This window comes from Janthinobacterium sp. NFX145 (assembly GCF_049810325.1).
In the GTDB taxonomy this organism is placed as follows: domain Bacteria; phylum Pseudomonadota; class Gammaproteobacteria; order Burkholderiales; family Burkholderiaceae_D; genus Janthinobacterium; species Janthinobacterium rivuli.
This window is the reverse complement of sequence record NZ_CP187360.1, coordinates 3,682,775-3,699,896: the sequence shown is the minus strand read 5'-3', so window position 1 is coordinate 3,699,896 and position 17,122 is coordinate 3,682,775. Positions and strand designations below refer to the sequence as shown.

General features: G+C 61.2%; 15 protein-coding genes. 7 read left to right on the top strand and 8 right to left on the bottom strand.

Annotated elements, in window-relative coordinates:
- Positions 1–29 precede the first annotated feature (29 nt).
- The gene (locus tag ACPJXG_RS16440; RefSeq protein ID WP_034787870.1) at positions 30–368 is read right to left on the bottom strand and encodes a flagellar hook-basal body complex protein FliE; all 339 of its coding nucleotides are present in this window, start codon (positions 366–368) and stop codon (positions 30–32) included.
- A 629-nt stretch (positions 369–997) separates the two neighbouring features.
- On the opposite strand from ACPJXG_RS16440, the gene ACPJXG_RS16435 reads away from it, so the two are divergent.
- The 7 genes from ACPJXG_RS16435 (at position 998) to ACPJXG_RS16405 (ending at position 7,378) form a co-directional block, all read left to right on the top strand.
- Positions 998–1,798 (top strand): FliM/FliN family flagellar motor switch protein, encoded by an 801-nt coding sequence (locus ACPJXG_RS16435; protein WP_099402303.1) that lies wholly within the window; start codon positions 998–1,000, stop codon positions 1,796–1,798.
- A gap of 1 nt (position 1,799) precedes the next feature.
- Positions 1,800–2,165, top strand: coding sequence for a FliM/FliN family flagellar motor switch protein (locus tag ACPJXG_RS16430; protein WP_035818022.1), 366 nt, complete (start codon positions 1,800–1,802; stop codon positions 2,163–2,165).
- Positions 2,162–2,932 carry a flagellar type III secretion system pore protein FliP gene (gene fliP, locus ACPJXG_RS16425; protein ID WP_035818023.1) on the top strand — a complete coding sequence of 257 codons (771 nt, stop codon included), beginning with the start codon at positions 2,162–2,164 and terminating at the stop codon, positions 2,930–2,932. The genes ACPJXG_RS16430 and fliP overlap by 4 nt, the downstream gene beginning before the upstream one ends.
- Before the next feature lie 3 nt (positions 2,933–2,935).
- Positions 2,936–3,208 carry a flagellar biosynthetic protein FliQ gene (locus ACPJXG_RS16420; protein ID WP_034757874.1) on the top strand — a complete coding sequence of 91 codons (273 nt, stop codon included), beginning with the start codon at positions 2,936–2,938 and terminating at the stop codon, positions 3,206–3,208.
- 11 nt (positions 3,209–3,219) lie between these two features.
- Positions 3,220–4,017 carry a flagellar biosynthetic protein FliR gene (locus ACPJXG_RS16415; RefSeq protein WP_219310537.1) on the top strand — a complete coding sequence of 266 codons (798 nt, stop codon included), beginning with the start codon at positions 3,220–3,222 and terminating at the stop codon, positions 4,015–4,017.
- A gap of 137 nt (positions 4,018–4,154) precedes the next feature.
- A complete protein-coding gene (locus ACPJXG_RS16410) occupies positions 4,155–5,294 on the top strand; it encodes an EscU/YscU/HrcU family type III secretion system export apparatus switch protein (RefSeq protein ID WP_099402300.1) in 1,140 nt (379 codons plus the stop codon).
- Positions 5,291–7,378, top strand: a complete 2,088-nt coding sequence (locus tag ACPJXG_RS16405; RefSeq protein WP_035818030.1) for a flagellar biosynthesis protein FlhA — start codon at positions 5,291–5,293, stop codon at positions 7,376–7,378. Before ACPJXG_RS16410 ends, ACPJXG_RS16405 begins: the two co-directional genes overlap by 4 nt.
- A gap of 62 nt (positions 7,379–7,440) precedes the next feature.
- Here ACPJXG_RS16405 and ACPJXG_RS16400 read toward each other — a convergent pair whose 3' ends face one another.
- The 7 genes from ACPJXG_RS16400 to ACPJXG_RS16370 form a co-directional block, all read right to left on the bottom strand.
- Complete coding sequence (locus ACPJXG_RS16400; RefSeq protein ID WP_425251709.1) at positions 7,441–8,541, bottom strand: hypothetical protein; 1,101 nt, start codon at positions 8,539–8,541, stop codon at positions 7,441–7,443.
- A 56-nt stretch (positions 8,542–8,597) separates the two neighbouring features.
- The gene (locus tag ACPJXG_RS16395; RefSeq protein ID WP_425251708.1) at positions 8,598–9,476 is read right to left on the bottom strand and encodes a flagellin; all 879 of its coding nucleotides are present in this window, start codon (positions 9,474–9,476) and stop codon (positions 8,598–8,600) included.
- 173 nt (positions 9,477–9,649) lie between these two features.
- On the bottom strand, positions 9,650–10,531 hold the full coding sequence (locus ACPJXG_RS16390) for a flagellin (protein WP_035818037.1): 882 nt from the start codon (positions 10,529–10,531) through the stop codon (positions 9,650–9,652).
- Between the two features lie 192 nt (positions 10,532–10,723).
- Positions 10,724–11,596 (bottom strand): flagellin, encoded by an 873-nt coding sequence (locus ACPJXG_RS16385; protein WP_035818039.1) that lies wholly within the window; start codon positions 11,594–11,596, stop codon positions 10,724–10,726.
- A gap of 176 nt (positions 11,597–11,772) precedes the next feature.
- Positions 11,773–12,642 carry a flagellin gene (locus ACPJXG_RS16380; protein WP_035818042.1) on the bottom strand — a complete coding sequence of 290 codons (870 nt, stop codon included), beginning with the start codon at positions 12,640–12,642 and terminating at the stop codon, positions 11,773–11,775.
- Between the two features lie 180 nt (positions 12,643–12,822).
- Complete coding sequence (locus ACPJXG_RS16375) at positions 12,823–13,710, bottom strand: flagellin (RefSeq protein WP_035818044.1); 888 nt, start codon at positions 13,708–13,710, stop codon at positions 12,823–12,825.
- A gap of 125 nt (positions 13,711–13,835) precedes the next feature.
- Positions 13,836–17,048, bottom strand: a complete 3,213-nt coding sequence (locus tag ACPJXG_RS16370) for a tetratricopeptide repeat protein (protein WP_425251707.1) — start codon at positions 17,046–17,048, stop codon at positions 13,836–13,838.
- Between the last annotated feature and the right edge of the window lie 74 nt (positions 17,049–17,122).

Here is a 17,122-nt window from a genome sequence, read left to right as displayed (position 1 = left end):
GAGGCTGGGCGTGGTTCAGGACGTGAAGATTACAGAGGCAGTTTGATGAGTTCGTCGACGGCGCCCATGACCTTGTTGCGTACTTGCATCAACATGGAGAAGGACAGGCTCGCTTCCTGGCTGGCCAGCATGGCGCCGACCATGTCGTCGCTCTTGCCGCTGTCGACGTCGCTCATTTTCTGCGCCGCCATGCGGTCGTCGCCGTTGACCTTGCCAATGGCGTCTTTCATGCTTTGCGCAAAGGAGAAGCCCGATTGTTCCGGGGCGCCGAATTGGGCGGCAGGCGCGATGCTGGCGCCCAGGGCGCGCGCGTCGTTGCTCAGTGCTGCCAGATCGGCCTTGATCAGACCTGCGAGTTCGTTGCTCATCGTGCCCTCTACTTTCAATATGCGGTGACGTATCAATCAGAAATTACTGGTGTTGCCATTCCGGCAGGCATTTCATTGAATGCCATCGCGCCCGGCCCGAATGACAGGGCCCATCAGTTTTATCAGTTGCCACACCATCCGCTCAAGCAGATTCAAACAAACCCGGCAGACCCGCGCCGATATGATTTACATGGCCATGACAACTAATAATTATCTGATAAAAGTTTCTTCTGGTGGCAATAAGGAAACTGAAAACTGCCATAAAAACCGGAATCAGGTAAGCGGAATGGCGCACTGCAAATCACTATTTTCTCGCTATAAGCTTACCTCGCGGCAACTATAAAGTAAAGAGAGGATTGCCTCAAGGAATATTGATACATGGCAATATTTAGCTTTTTCATGTATTGTTCAGCACCGTAGTCATCTAGCATGCGATACGATGCGCAATCGTTTGCTTGCGGACCAGTACCCTGGGTCAAGATGATGCTGTATTTAATTTCGGGCGATCCGTATAATTTGTTCTGCCACCGCAATACCGACATGACCACTACATGACAATCCTTACCAAGACAGATCAAACTGTGCGCCATCAAGTCCTCGATTCCTGTCTGCTTGGACGTCCTGTCCATTTGCTGCATGTATTCGGCGCCCAGCTGCGCGACGACCTGGCCGTGGCCCTGCGCCAGCCGATGAGCCGTCGCTACTGGGGTAATTTCCAGATCGACGCCGTCACCTTGTCGCGCGTGGAAAACGAGGACAGCGTGAACCGCTGGCTGAGTTTTTCCACGCCGGCCAGCCAGACGGGCTTTGCCCTCGAGCGGCAGATACTCTTGAGCGTGCTGAACTATCGCTATGGTAGTGCCGGCGCCAAGGGCGCGTTGCCCGATCCGGCGCAGGTGCGCGTGACGGCCACGGAAGAGCGCCTCGCTGTGGTGCTGGGACAACAGTTGGTCAACAGTTTGATTTCCCGCGTCCACAAGAATCTGCAAACCCTGGGCAAAAGCAGCGACATCGACACCAGTGCCGAGGTCGCCGTGCAGTCGGGCGTGCATCCGGTGCGCGGCAGCTGGATCGTCACCGTGGCGCTCAGCGACGTCGAGGCGGGGCAGAGCGGCCAGTTCTGGTTCTCGCTGGACAAGCGCCTGATGGCCGACGTGCTGCGCGGCTTGCTGCCCGAGCGCGCGCAAGCGAAGAAAGCCCTGCGCGGCAGCGTACGCCCGCTCGCGTCGCGCCTGCAAGTGACCCTGGAAGGCCGGCTCGTCAGCAAACAGGTGCAACTGGGCGCCTTGTTCGACCTGCGCGTGGGCGACGTGATTCCCGTCAGCCTCAGCCGTACCGACGTCATGCTCGACGACTCCCGTTTATTTACAGCTGCTGTTTCCGAACACAAGGGCAAGCTCTGTTTAACCTCCTTTGAAGATGTCGAATAATATGAATATGACCGATACCAACCAGAGCGAAACCCTGCTGGAAGACCTGGGCGATGACATGATCATCGAGCAGGGCGACGTGTCCGACGTGGCCAGCGGCCGTGCGCGGCGCGACATTCCGCAGATGATGCGCAAGATTCCCGTCACCCTGACCCTGGAAGTGGGCTCGGCCCGCATCTCGCTGGAAGAGTTGATGGCCATCGGCCCGGAAAGCGTGATCGAACTCGACATGCTGGCCGGCGAACCGCTGGTGATCAAGGTCAACGGCACGCCGATCGGCCGCGCCGAAGTGGTGGTGGCCGGCGAGAACTATGGCCTGAAAGTCATCGACCTCGACGGCCTCAATCTCGACCTGATGACAGCATGAAGCTGGCGGTACCCGGTTTGAGCCGGCGCCGCGGCGCGCTGGCTGCCGCGCTGGCTGTTCCCGTCCTGATGCTGTGCTGCGCCACCGCTGGCGCGCAGGATTTATTGGCCGGCGTGGTGCCGGGCGCGAAGACCGACCTGTCGGTCAAGATGCAGATCCTCGTCGTCATGACCCTGCTCGGGCTGCTGCCCGTGATGGTCATGATGATGACCAGCTTTACCCGCTTCGTCATCGTGCTGTCCCTGCTGCGCCAGGCCCTGGGCCTGCAGCAGGGCTTGCCCAACCGCATCGTCACCGGCATCGCCCTGATCCTCACCTTGCTGGTCATGCGCCCCATCGGCGACCAGGTGTGGAAGGAAGCGTTCGTGCCTTACGACCGCGACCAGATCGGCATGCAGGAAGCCCTGAAGATCGCCGAAGTGCCCATTTCGCGCTTCATGCTGGCGCAGACGAGCAAGGCGGCGCTGGCGCAGATCGCGCACCTGGCAGGCGAACCGGCAAGCATGCGCCCGCAAGACCACAGTTTCACGGTCAAGCTGGCCGCGTTCGTGCTGTCCGAACTCAAGACGGCGTTCCAGATCGGCTGCATGCTGTTCATACCGTTCCTCATCATCGATCTGGTGGTGGCGTCCGTGCTGATGGCCATGGGCATGATGATGCTCTCGCCGCTCGTCATTTCGCTGCCGTTCAAGCTGCTGCTGTTCGTGCTCGTCGACGGCTGGACCCTGACCGTCAACACCCTAGTTACCAGCATACAGGGCTATTGACCGATGTTTACCCCTGAAGTCGCCGTCGACCTGATCATCGAAGCATTGCATGTCGTCATGCTGCTGGTGGTGATCCTGGTCGTGCCCGGTTTGCTCATGGGCCTGCTGGTCGCGCTGGTGCAGGCGGCCACCTCGATTAATGAACAGACCATGAGTTTCCTGCCGCGCCTGCTGGTCACCCTGCTGGCCCTGATCCTGGCCGGACGCTGGATGGCCGGTTATCTGATGGATTATTGCGTGTCCATCTTTCAGCGCGCCGCCACCCTGGTCGGATAGCGCCGCGCGCCATGGATCAGATTTTCAATCAGGTGCTGCCGTTTCTGCTGGCCGTGTGGTGGCCGTTCTGCCGCATCCTGGCCATGCTCAGCGCCTCGCCCGTGATCGGCGACGCCATGGTGCCCGTGCCCGTGCGGGTGCTGCTGTCGCTGGTGCTGGCAATCCTGATGCTGCCCGTGATGCAGGCGTCGGGCGTGTCGCAGGACTTGCTGAAGATTGATCCGTTTTCCCTGCACGCCCTCGTCGCCACGCTTGAGCAAGCCATCATCGGCTTCGTCCTGGGCCTGGCCTTCCACTTCGCCATGTCGGTGATGTCGGTGCTCGGCTACCTGGTGTCGAGCCAGGTCGGCTTTTCCATGGCCGTCATGAACGACCCGCTCAACGGCACCTCGTCGGACGTGATCACGGGGATGCTCACCATCATGTGCATGATCGTGTTTTTCGCCATCGACGGCCACCTCGTGCTGACGGGCGTGATCGGCGCCAGCTTCACGGCCTGGCCAGTGGGGCAGGGCTACGGGCCGCTGTTGCTGCAGACGGTGGCGTACAACGTGGCGTGGATTTTCGCCGCCGCCATGCTGCTGGCCTTGCCCATCGTCTTTTCCACCATGGTGGTGCAACTGGGTTTCGGCTTCCTGAACCGCGTGGCGCCGTCGCTGAACCTGTTTTCGCTGGGCTTTTCCATGATCACCGTGTTCGGCCTGCTGATGCTGGGGCAGATCGTGCGCTTTATCCCGGAGCACTACATCGCCATGACGAACCGGGTGCTCGATATGATCGCCGAACAGATGCGGGTGGCCCATGGATAGCGCACGTGCCAACAAGCTACTGCGCAGTCCACTTCCGGGCATCCGTTGCTCGCTGTACCTCCGTACAGCTGCGCTACTCAACCCGGCATTGAACTTGCTCGCTACGCTTGTAGGGCACGTGCGGAAAGGGGTGGCCCATGGCGGATAGCAGCACGGGCGACAAAACCGAAAAGGCGTCACAGCAAAAGCTGAAGAAGTCGCGCCAGGAAGGGCAGGTGGTGCGTTCGCGCGACCTGTCGACGGCGCTGGGCATCCTGATCAGCATGAAGGTCTTCATTTACCTGTTGCCGGGCTATCTGGTGAGCTTTCGCGAGCTGTTCGCCATGGCCTTCATGCCGCTCGACAGCAAGGGCGCGCTGGAAAATGCCATGTCGATGGCGTTTACGACGTCGGTGGGCTTGCTGATCAAGATGATCGTGCCGCTGTTCTGCGTGCCCCTGTTCGTCGTGCTCGGCTCATTGATCCCCGGCGGCTGGGTCATCAGCTCGAAGAACTGGATGCCGAAGATGGAGCGCCTGAGCCCGGCCAAGAATCTGGGCCGTCTGTTTGCGCCCAAGCATGCTTTTGAATTCGGCTTGTCGATCGCCAAGGCCGCCGTGCTGGGCATGGTGCTGGTGCACGTGAGCCGCTCCAGCCTGGTGCAATACGTGGACTTGCAACACCGGCCCCTGCAGCAGGCCATGCTCGATGGCTCGGCGCTGATGCTCGACGGCCTGATGGCGCTCATTTCCGTCTTCGTCCTGTTTGCCATCATCGACGTGCCGGCGCAGGCGTTTTTCTTTGCCCGCAACCAGCGCATGAGCAAGCAGGATGTCAAGGAAGAACATAAAAGCAGCGAAGGCCGCCCCGAAGTGCGCCAGCGCATCCGCCAGTTGCAGCAGCAGATCGGCCGGCGCAGCGTGCGCAAGACCGTGCCCGACGCCGACGTGGTGATCGTCAACCCCGAGCATTACGCCGTCGCACTGAAGTATGACCAGGACCGCGCCGAGGCGCCGTTCGTCGTTGCCAAGGGCGTCGACGAGATGGCGCTGTATATCCGGCAAGTGGCGAAGGAACACAATATCGAAACGCTGGAGTTGCCGCCGCTGGCGCGCGCCATCTACAACACCAGCCAGGTGCAGCAGCAGATTCCCGTGCAGCTGTACCAGGCCGTGTCGCAGGTGCTTAACTACATCCTGCAATTGAAAGCATTCCGGTCCGGGCAGCGTGCCGCCCAGCCCGTATTACCCACCGAGATGGCCGTGCCATCTCATCTGAGCGAGGTAGTCCCTTCATGAATTTCCTGAACCGCGTGGTTGCTGAAATGCGCCGCCACAAGTTCGCCACGCCGCTGTTCCTGCTGGTGATCCTGGCAATGATCATCCTGCCGCTGCCGCCGGTGCTGCTCGATATCTTGTTCACTTTCAATATCGTGCTGGCACTGATCGTCATCCTGGTCAGCGTGTCGGCCAAGCGGCCGCTCGATTTCTCCGTCTTCCCGACGGTGATCCTGGCCACCACCATGCTCAGGCTGACTCTGAACGTGGCGTCGACGCGCGTGGTGCTGCTGCACGGCCATACGGGTGCGGATGCGGCCGGTAAGGTGATCGAGGCGTTTGGTAACGTGGTGATCGGCGGCAACTTCGTCGTCGGTATCGTGGTCTTCGTGATCTTGATGATCATCAACTTCGCCGTCGTCACCAAGGGCGCCGAGCGCATCTCGGAAGTGTCGGCGCGCTTTACCCTCGACGCCTTGCCGGGCAAGCAGATGGCCATTGACGCCGACCTGAACGCCGGCCTGATCAATCAGGAAAAAGCCCAGATCCGCCGCAAGGACGTGGCCGCCGAAGCGGATTTCTATGGCGCCATGGACGGCGCGTCGAAGTTCGTGCGCGGCGACGCCGTCGCCAGTATCCTGATTTTGATCATCAATATGGTCGGCGGCGTGGCCATCGGCTCGCTGATGCACGACCTGTCGTTCGGCGATGCCTTCCGTCAATACGCACTGCTGACCATCGGTGATGGCCTGGTGGCGCAGATTCCGGCGCTGCTGCTGTCGGCCGCGGCCGCCATCCTGGTCACCCGCATCAGCGATTCGGGCGACTTCGAACAGCAGGTGGCAGGCCAGGTGCTGACCTCGCCAACGGTGATCTACAGCGCGGCCGGCATGATGGTGGCGCTGGCCCTGATTCCAGGCATGCCATGGTTTATGTTCATGACCTTCGCCGGCGTGCTGGCGTTTGTCGCCTGGCGATTGACCAAGCGCGTGAAGGGACCCGATGCGGCCGGCATGGCGGCCATCGAGGCGGCCTTGCGCGACGAGCGTCCGGCCGAACTGGAGTGGCAGCAACTGCCTGCCGTGCAGCCGCTGATGGTGATGCTCGGCTATAAACTGGTTGGCATGGTGGATAAAACGCAAGGCGAACCGCTGAACAAGCGCGTCAAGGGCGTGCGCCAGAGCCTGTCCGAGGCGATGGGCTTGCTGCTGCCGAATATCGGCGTGCGCGACGACCTGGCCCTGAAGCCGTCGCAATACGCGATCGTCCTGTCGGGCACCGTCGTGGCGCAGGCGGAAGTGCAGGCCGACCGCCTGATGGCGATCCCGTCGCCGAACGTGTATGGCCAGCTGGACGGCATTCCCGGCATCGAGCCGGCCTACGGCATGCCCGTGACGTGGATTGAGCCGAGCGAGAAGGCGCATGCGCTGGGTCTCGGTTACCAGGTCATCGAGGCGCCCAGCGTGATCGCCACGCACTTGTCGAAGATGGTGCGCGAATACTTGCCGGAACTGTTCCGCCACGAAGATGTCTCTAACATGATGGAGCGACTGACGGCCCTGTCGCCCAAGCTGGCCGGCGCGCTGGACAAGGCGCTGACGCACACGCAGCTGCTGCGCGTATTCCGCGTCTTGCTGGCGGAAAATGTGTCGCTGAAGGATATCGTGCCCATCGCCACCACCTTGCTCGACAGTTCGGAAACCACCAAGGACCCGATCCTGCTGGCGGCCGAAGTACGCTGCGCGCTGCGGCGCCAGATCGTCAGCGGCCTGTTCGGCCAGAAGATGGAAATGCAGGCGTTTAACCTGGGTGGCGAGCTGGAAAATATGCTGCTCGGTTCGCTGAACCAGGCGCGCCAGTCCGGCAAGGTGACCCTCGATAACTATCCGATCGATCCGCATCTGCTGTCGCAGCTGCAAGTGAACATGCCGGTGGCGCGCGAACAGATGAAGCAGCAGGCCACGCCGCCGCTGCTGCTGGTGCTGCCGCAGATCCGTCCGCTGCTGGCCCGCTACGCGCGCCTGTTCGCGCCTGGCCTGCACGTACTGTCGTATAACGAGATTCCGGAAAACCGCGAAGTGAGCATCATCGGCACGGTGGGGTAATCGATGGATTAACAAAAACGGCGCTACGGGCGCCGTTTTTATATTGTATCAATCCTGCTGCATCAATCCTGCTCGTCGATGGGTGGCAGTAGCTCGTGTTCCTGGCCATCGGCCAGCAGCAGCACGGTGCTGGCTTGCGCCGTGTCTTCTTCGTCGCCATAGTCGTAACCGAGCGGTGCCGCCACTTCCTTCGAGACGATGATTTCTTCCTCCGGCTCGGCGGCGGGCGCCTCTGCCGGCGCCTCGGGATCGGCTGCCGCTTCCGCTTCCGGCCGCGTCAGCAGCAGGGCCACTTCGGCCATGGCGCGGAACAGGGCCAGCGACAGCGACGCGGCGCCCGCCTGCATCGGGTAATTGCCGTGCACGCGCTGCGCATGCAGTTGGCGGTTCAGGCGGCAGCGCACCACGCGCAGGCCGGTGCGCCGCACGGCGTCGGCGATCTCGGGCAGGGCCAGGCGTAAATGGCGCAATGCCGGTTCTTCGTCGGCAGCCAGTTCCAGCAGCACGCCGTCGCCGGACGGCTCCATCTGGATCACGACCCGGCCGATGTCGATGATGATCAGCTCGACGCGCAGCGCCACCTTGCCGCGCCGCCTCGGTGTTGCTTCTTCGTCTTCGTCGCTGGCCAGCACGCGCAGCAGCAGGCGCTGGCCGCCCCAGCCATACACGGCAAAGCGCCACGCTTCGCTGTCGACCGTCAACGGCGGACGGGCGCCTTCGCGCAGCAGGGCCGGTTGCTGCTCGGCCATGAACAGATTGCCCGGCACGTGCTGGCCGCGCGCCTGCTCCTGCAGCGCCGCATATTGCTCGCCATACGTCTTGACCATCACGCGCCACGAGGCGGCCAGCTGCGCCGCGTCGGGCGGTTGCCAGACCAGCTGGCGCGTGAAGAACAGTTGATTGACCTGCATGGCGCTGCTGTCGCGCGGCATGGCGCCGCCCGTGCCGTCGGCATTCGGCTTGATGAGGGACGCCAGGCTGTCCTGCCCCTTCTGTTGCAGCTGGGCGGGCAGGGTGCCGGCGTCGGGGGCGGGCGCCATGTAGGGACCGATGGGCACCAGCGGCTGGACCACGCCCGGCACCATCGGCGTAGCGGGGCTGACGTCGAAGCGCTGGGTAATCAGGGGAACCGGGTTACCCGATGAAATGCGGTCTATCGCCATGCCACTGTGTCCAGATGAAAGTCCATAAAAGCCGGTGAATCAGGCGGTATCAGCCATCATGGCTGCAACAGCGACAGTATCATTTTCTGCATGCTCTGGCTTTGCTTGAGCATCGCCGTGCTGGCCTGCATCAGCATTTGCGCCGACACCATGTTGGCGCTTTCCGCCGCGTAATCGACATCCATGATGCGGCCGATGGCGGCCTTGGTGTTGCTGACCATGTTGGCCAGGTTGTTGTGCACGTGGTCGAGGCGGTTGGCCGCCGCGCCCAGGGCAGAGCGCACGCCGCCGACCTGGTCGAGCGCCGCCGCCAGCTGGTCGATCATGCTGTTGGCGCTCGCATTCGTGCCGATTTCGCTGCCGGTCGTGCCGGTGGCGGCAAAGTTGGTGGAAATGGCTTTCAGTATCGTGTCCAGGCTGCCCATCTTGCCCGACACGTCGAAGCCCATGGTTTCGCTGCTGCTGGCGCCGATCTGGAAGGTCATCGCCTCCGACAGCGTACCCTTGCCGGCAGCACCGTTGCCCAGCAGCAGGCTGCCGCCGTAGGAAGTGTTGGTCAGGATGTTGTACAGCTCGAGCCCCAGCGCATCGTACTCGGACTGCATGGCGTCGCGGTCGGTCTGGTTGGACGAAGCGTCGGCCGCCTGCGTGGCCAGGTCTTTCATGCGCACCAGCATGTCGGTGACTTCGCCAAACGCGCCTTCGGCCGTCTGCAGCATCGAGGTGCTGTTCTGCGTATTGCGCATGGCCACCGTCATGCCGCTGACCTGGGCGCTGAGCCGCGTGGCGATCTGCAGGCCCGCAGCGTCGTCCATGGCCGAGTTGATGCGAAAGCCGGTGGAGAGGCGCATCATCGACGTCGACAGCCGGCTTTGCGCACTGGCGGCGGCGCTTTGGGCGTACATTGCGGCGATATTGGTGTGAATGCTCAGCACGTGGCGGCTCCGGTGGGCGGTGAGGGTGAGTCGGGTCTACCTTGTATAGGCGACTGCGGCGCCAGCATTGTTAAATCGAAAGGCAATATAGTCAAATAAATACGTTTTGCGCATAAAAAAAGCCAGACCGCGGTCTGGCTTGGCGTTGCTGGCCGCGGACGGCCAGGCAAAGATTATTGCAGCAAGGACATGACCATCGAGGACATGCTGTTGCTTTGTTTCAGCATCGCGGTGCCGGCTTGCAGCAGCATTTGCGACGACGTCATGTTCGAGCTTTCGGTGGCGAAGTCGACGTCCATGATGCGGCCGGTAGCGGCTTTGGTGTTGGTCGAGATGTTCGACAAGTTGCTGTTGATGTGGTCGAGGCGGTTGGCGGCGGCGCCCAGTGCCGAACGCACGATGCCGACGTTGTCGATGGCCGCGGCCAGCTTGTCGATGGTGGTGTTGGCCGTGCCGGCTGCGGTCAGCTCGGTGCCGACGCCAGCGGAAGTCGCCTTGAAGTTGTTGGCCGACAGCGCCACCAGCTTGGTGTTCAGAGCGCCCATGTCAGTCGAGACGTTGATGCTCATTTTTTCCGTCGAGCTGGCGCCGATCTGGAACGTCATGGCATCCGACAGCGTGCCGTTGCCGGCGGTGCCGTTGCCCAGCAGGGTCTGACCACCATAGGTGGTGTTGGTCATGACGTTGTACAGTTCCAGACCCAGCGCGTCAAATTCGGCTTGCATGGCGGTCTTGTCCTGACCGTTCGACGAAGCATCGGCCGCTTGCGTAGCCAGATCCTTCATGCGTACCAGCATGTTGGTCACTTCGCCAAACGCGCCTTCGGCTGTTTGCAGCATCGAGGTGCTGTTTTGGGTGTTGCTCATGGCGACGGTCATGCCGCTGGTCTGCGCTTTCAGACGCGTGGCGATCTGCAGGCCGGCGGCGTCGTCCATGGCCGAGTTGATGCGGTAGCCGGTGGACAAGCGTGTCATCGAGGTCGACAGTTGCGATTGGGTCTTGGCGATCGAGTTCTGTGCAGACAGCGATGCGTTGTTGGTGTGAAGGCTCAGCATATGGTAACTCCTGTGGTGAATGCATTGCAGGACGGTGGTATTTTTCGTCCTCAAGCAAGACAGGCGACCGCGTTCCAGTAAATGTTAAATGCTGCGTGGAAATTATTTAATAGGATGCGATGGACGTAAAAAAGCCAGACGCGCGGTCTGGCTTTCTTGCTGGCCGGTACCAGCGAGTAATGCGGATAAAAATTATTGCAGCAAGGACATTACCATCGAGGACATGCTGTTGCTTTGTTTCAGCATCGCGGTGCCGGCTTGCAGCAACATTTGCGACGACGTCATGTTCGAGCTTTCGGTAGCGAAGTCAACGTCCATGATGCGGCCGGTCGCGGCTTTGGTGTTGGTGGCGATGTTCGACAGATTGCTGTTGATGTGGTCGAGGCGGTTGGCGGCGGCGCCCAGTGCTGAACGCACGACACCGACGTCGTTGATGGCCGTAGCCAGCAAATCGATGGTGGTGTTGGCGGTGGTGGTCAGTTCCGACGCGCCGGTCGATCCCGCTGCGGCGAAGTTCTTCGTCGCGGCCAGCAGCGATGCCGACAGGTCAACCATGTTTTGCTTGACGTCGATCGACATTTTTTCCGTCGAGCTCGCGCCGATCTGGAAGGTCATGGCAGCCGACAGCGTGCCGGTGGTGCCCGTGCCGTTACCCATCAGCAAGCTGCCGCCGAAGGTGGTGTTGGTCATGACGTTGTACAGTTCCTGGCCCAGGGCGTTGTACTCTGCCTGCATGGCGGTCTTGTCTTGTGCGTTCGACGAAGCATCGGCAGCTTGCGTGGCCAGATCCTTCATGCGCACCAGCATGTTGGTGACTTCGCCAAACGCGCCTTCGGCCGTTTGCAGCATCGAGGTGCTGTTTTGCGTGTTGCTCATGGCAACGGTCATGCCGCTGGTCTGGGCTTTCAGGCGCGTGGCGATCTGCAGGCCGGCTGCGTCATCCATGGCCGAGTTGATGCGGTAGCCGGTGCTCAGGCGTGTCATCGAGGTCGACAGTTGCGATTGGGTTTTGGCAATCGAGTTCTGTGCGGACAGCGATGCGTTATTGGTGTGAAGGCTCAGCATGGTGTTGCTCCTGTAAGGTGAATTCGTCGAGGGGCAACGTTTCTTGCCCTCAATAGTACAAGACGACCAGATCTGCCAGCTTATTAAATGCTGTATGGAAATTTTTCATAATCGCGTATGGCCATGAAAAAAGCCCCGGCAATCGCTTGCCGGGGCTCGTCGTGAGGCGCAGTCGATTATTGCAGCAGGGACATGACCATCGAGGACATGCTGTTGCTTTGTTTCAGCATCGCGGTGCCGGCTTGCAGCAGCATTTGCGACGACGTCATGTTCGAGCTTTCGGTGGCGAAGTCAACGTCCATGATGCGGCCGGTAGCGGCTTTGGTGTTGGTGGCGATGTTCGACAGGTTGCTGTTGATGTGGTCCAGGCGGTTGGCGGCGGCGCCCAGAGCCGAGCGCACGGTGCCAACCTTGTCGATGGCGGTGGTCAGGTTGCCGATGGCGGCGTTGGCCGCTGCCGTCAATTCCGTACCAGCGGCGCCGGCGGTGGAGAAGCTGGCCGAAACGGCTTTCAGGGCAGCTGCCAGGCCGGTCATGCCGGCGGTGACGTCGATCGACATTTTTTCCGTCGAGCTCGCGCCGATCTGGAAGGTCATGGCCGACGACAGCGTGCCGGTGGTGCCCGTGCCATTGCCCAGCAGCAAGCTGCCGCCGAAGGTGGTGTTGGTCATGACGTTGGCCAGTTCCGAACCCAGGGCATCGAATTCAGCCTGCATGGCCTTTTTGTCGTCCGTGTTCGACGAGGCATCGGCAGCTTGCGTGGCCAGGTCTTTCATGCGGATCAGCATGTTGGTCACTTCGCCAAACGCGCCTTCGGCCGTTTGCAGCATCGAGGTGCTGTTCTGCGTGTTGCTCATGGCAACGGTCATGCCGCTGGTCTGGGCTTTCAGGCGCGTGGCGATCTGCAGACCGGCTGCGTCATCCATGGCCGAATTGATGCGGTAGCCGGTGCTCAGGCGGGTCATCGAGGTGGACAGTTGCGATTGTGTTTTAGCAATCGAATTTTGCGCGGACAGCGACGCATTGTTGGTATGCAGGCTCAGCATTGGAAAAACTCCTAATAAGTATGTTCGGTCGGGAGCCGCGAACCATCGCGCTCTCCCTAGTACAAGACGACCATGCCGCGACGTTTATTAAATGCCATGTGGAAATTTTTTATATGGATGTTGCTGGATGAAAAAAGCCCCGGCAATCGCTTGCCGGGGCTGGTCGTGAAGCGCAGTCGATTATTGCAGCAGGGACATGACCATCGAGGACATGCTGTTGCTTTGTTTCAGCATTGCGGTGCCGGCTTGCAGCAGCATTTGCGACGACGTCATGTTCGAGCTTTCGGTGGCGAAATCGACGTCCATGATGCGGCCGGTTGCAGCCTTGGTGTTGGTCGAGATGTTCGACAGGTTGCTGTTGATGTGGTCCAGACGGTTGGCGGCGGCGCCCAGTGCCGAGCGCACGGTGCCGACGTTGTCGATGGCATCGGCCAGCGTCTTGATCATGGCGTTGGCGGTGGTGCCCGAGGAGATCTCGGCGCCGGCGGTCGTCGTGGCAACCGACGAGAACTTGGCCGACACGGCTTTCAGCGCCGTGTTCAGGGTCGACATGCCGCCCGAGACGTCGATCGACATTTTTTCCGTCGAGCTTGCGCCGATCTGGAACGTCATCGTCGTCGACAGGGTCGGCGAACCGGCGGTGCCGGCGCCGTCGCCCAGCAGCTTGCTGCCGCCGAACGTGGTGTTGCTCATGATGTTGTACAGTTCTTGGCCCAGGGCGTCGAACTCTGCCTGCATGGCTTTCTGGTCATCCGTGTTCGACGAAGCATCGGCAGCTTGCGTGGCCAGATCCTTCATGCGCACCAGCATGTTGGTCACTTCGCCAAACGCGCCTTCGGCCGTTTGCAGCATCGAGGTGCTGTTTTGCGTGTTGCTCATGGCAACGGTCATGCCGCTGGTCTGGGCTTTCAGGCGTGTGGCGATCTGCAGGCCGGCGGCGTCGTCCATAGCCGAATTGATGCGGTAGCCGGTGCTCAGGCGGGTCATCGAGGTCGACAATTGCGATTGCGTTTTTGCAATCGAGTTTTGTGCGGACAACGACGCGTTGTTGGTATGCAAACTCAACATGGGAAAACTCCTAATAGGGTAAATTCGGCCGGGAGCTGCAAAGTTGCGCTCTCCATCACTACAGGACGACCATTAGCGCTTCTTTATTAAATGCTTTCTGGAAATATTTATGTGGCAGGGCACAATCATGCCGCGTCCGCTTGCGTGTCCAGTTCAATCTCGAAGCTGGCCGCTGCCTTGCCCTCGCACCAGCGGTGCCACATGGCACGCATGGCGCCTTCGAAGCCGGCGGCGATGACTTCCGAGCGGCCCATGGCCGAATTTTCAATCAGTTGGCGCAAATTGCTGCGGATGTTGGCCAGCAGCGACGGATCGTTGGCGATATACGTGCCCTTGGCCACGAAATCATCGGTGTCGCGCGCGATGAAGGCGTTCAGGCCCATGTGGCTGAGGGCGCACGCCGTGACCCTGCCCGGCAAGGTGTTGCCCGGAATGGTCAGCGTGGGCACGCCCATCCACAGGGCATGCATGGTGGTGGTGCCGCCCGTATACGGGAAGGTGTCGAGACACAGGTCGACTTTGTGATGCAAATGCAAATATTCCTCGGTCGAGGTGCGCGGATGGAATTCGAGGCGCTCGCGCGCGATGCCCTCGCTGGCGAACCAGTCGATATAGGTGTCGAAGGTGCCGCTTTTCGGCATGGCACCCATCAGCATGCGTGCGGTGGGTACGGCGCGCAGCAGTTGCGCCCAGGCGGCGATCACTTCGCGGCTGAGTTTGTTCGGCCGGTTGAAGCTGCCAAAGGTCATGTAGCCGTTCTGCAACGCGGGCAGGGCATTCACGGGTGGCGACATCGCGGACGGCAGGAACGGCGCGGCAGCCGGTAGATAGGCGATGGCTTCGCTGAACTGCTTTTCCATCTCGCCAGGCGGCAAGTAAAAGCGGTCGCACAGGAAGTAATCGATGGCTTGCAGGCCGGTGGTGCCAGGGTAGCCCATCCAGCTTGCCTGCACAGGTGCCGGTTTGTGGGCAAAGGCCAGCAAGCGGTTAATGCCGGTATGGCCCGACAGGTCGATCAGGATATCGATTTCGTCGTTTTCAATCCGCGCCGCCAGCTCGGTATTGCTGAGGTGATTCACTGGGCGCCAATGGTGCAGCAGTTCGCGGATGCGCGCGGTGCAGTCATCCTCGAGCACATTGGTGTAATAACCATACATCACGACACGCGGTGAGGAGCTCAGGTGATGGAAGATGGGCAGGACAAAATTGGCCACCGCGTGGTTATTGAAGTCACCCGAGACAAAGCCCACCTTGAGCACCCGCTCCGGATCACGGTCATTGCGATGTTGCGGCCAGCTGGCGCGCAGCGGCGTTTCGAATAGGTCGGCAAATTTCTGGTGTTCCGCAAACAGCAGGGCCGGATCGGGGTAATCCAGGTGCGTCAGGCAAAACAGCAGGTTGCTGTACACGGGGGCGCATTGCGGATCGATGGCCAGGGCGGCCCGGCAACTGGCGATGGCTTCCTGCAGCATGCCTTTTTCGCACAAGGTGGCGCCCAGGCTGGCATGCGCCTCCAGATAGGCAGGCTTGAGCGCGATCGCCTGGTTGAACGCGGCGATGGCCTCGTCATACTGGCTCAGCATGCGATGCGCGATGCCCATGTTCAGGTGGGCGGCGGCAAAGCCGGGGTCGAGCGCGATCGCCTTGCGGTATTCCTCCAGCGCCTCTTCGTGGTGCTTCTGGTCATGCAGGACGGCGCCGATATTGCTATGCACGATAGCATGCCCGGTGTCAAATTCGAGTGCCTTGGCGTACACGAGCAGTGCTTCGTCATAGCATTTGGCTTTTTGCAGGGCGATGCCGAGCCGGTTGTGCAAGTCGGCCGACTGCGGATCCAGCGCCAGCGCCTGGCGTTGGCAATCGACCGCGCCGTCGAAGTCGCGCGCGGCAGTCAGGGCGTCGGCCAGGTGCAGCAGGGTCTTGCCATAAGCGGGGTCCAGCTGCAGCGCCTTGCGATGCATGGCAATGGCTTCGTCCAGGCGTGCCAGCTCCAGCAGAATCAGGCCCAGATTGTTATAGTTGAGGGCATTTTCCGCATCCAGTTCCACCAGGGCCTGGTAGATTTCCAGTGCCTGCGTCTTGCGGTCCAGCGCCAGCAGTGTGCCGCCCAGATTGGTGCAGATGCCGATGTCCGTGGGGTTGCTGTCATGTGCGCGCTGGAAGGCGTCGAGCGCCTCTTCCTGCCGTTCCAGTGCCCTCAGGCACAGTCCCAGGCTATTCTGAAAAGCGGCATTGCCGGCATCGAGGCGGACCGCTGTGGCATGACTGGCCAGGGCGTCATCGAGTTGTTCCAGGTCTTGCAAGGTGGCGCCGAGGTTGCTGTGCGCCATGGCATAGTCCGGCGCCAGCGCGACGGCGTGCCGGTAACTGGCCGCCGCGTCGTCGAGTTGCGCGAGGGCTTGCAGCGCATTGCCCAGGTTGCCATGCATTTCCGCGTCGCCGGGCACGATCTCCAGCGCCTGGCGATAGCTGGCGACGGCGCCTTCCAGGTCGCCCAGCGACTTGAGGGTGTTGCCCAGATTGAAATGCGCCATGGCATAGGCCGGATTGATGGCGAGGGCCTGGCGGTATGCGTGCGCCGCTTCGTCCAGTCGTCCCAGCGCCACCAGTGCGCTGCCCAGGTTGCCATGTGCTTCGGCAAAGTCAGGCTGGATTTCCAGTGCCCGCAGATAACAGTCGATGGCTTGGTCGTATTGCCCTGTAGCTTGCCAGGCATTACCCAGATTGCCATGCGCTTCCGCATCGTGCGGTGTGAGCGCCACGGTTTTCTGCAAGGTCGCCAGCGCATCCTTGCCCTGCAGCTGCAAGGCCGTACCCAGAACGCTCCACGCGAACCCTGATTCAGGATAGCTGGCGATCAGGGCGCGCGTGGCGCTCTCCAGTTGCGCGTACTGGCCGGCGTTATACAAGGTAATTACATGCTGCATTTCCTCTGTCGTCGGGGTTTGTGGCAGCTGCGCGACCGCGGCTTTGGCCCTTGCCAGCAATGCCTGCGACTCCGCGTTGTCGAGTCCGCGCTGGATCGCGCTTTCAATGATCTCCAGTCCTTGTACGACCTGCTCCGCCGCCAGCAGGCCATTCGCGTAGGAAATCCAGAACTGGCCCTCGTCCGGATTGACCGATAGTGCCGTGCGCAAATAGGGCAGGGCCGCATCGTGGAAGCCCAGTTGCCCGGCCAGCAGGCCGACATTGTGGTTGGCGATGGCATGGTAGGGCTGCGCCTGGACGATCGACAGATACAACTCCTCGGCCTGCGCATGGCGCCCCGCCTGGTGATGTTCGATAGCGCGCTGCAGCTCAGCGTCGAGGTTCACTGCTTCAGGGGTATGGGTGCTCATGGATGTCGGAGGAAGGTGTGCCAGCGGGAATTGTAACTGCTAGGAATTGAAATGGAGAGTTTCCGTGTGGAATT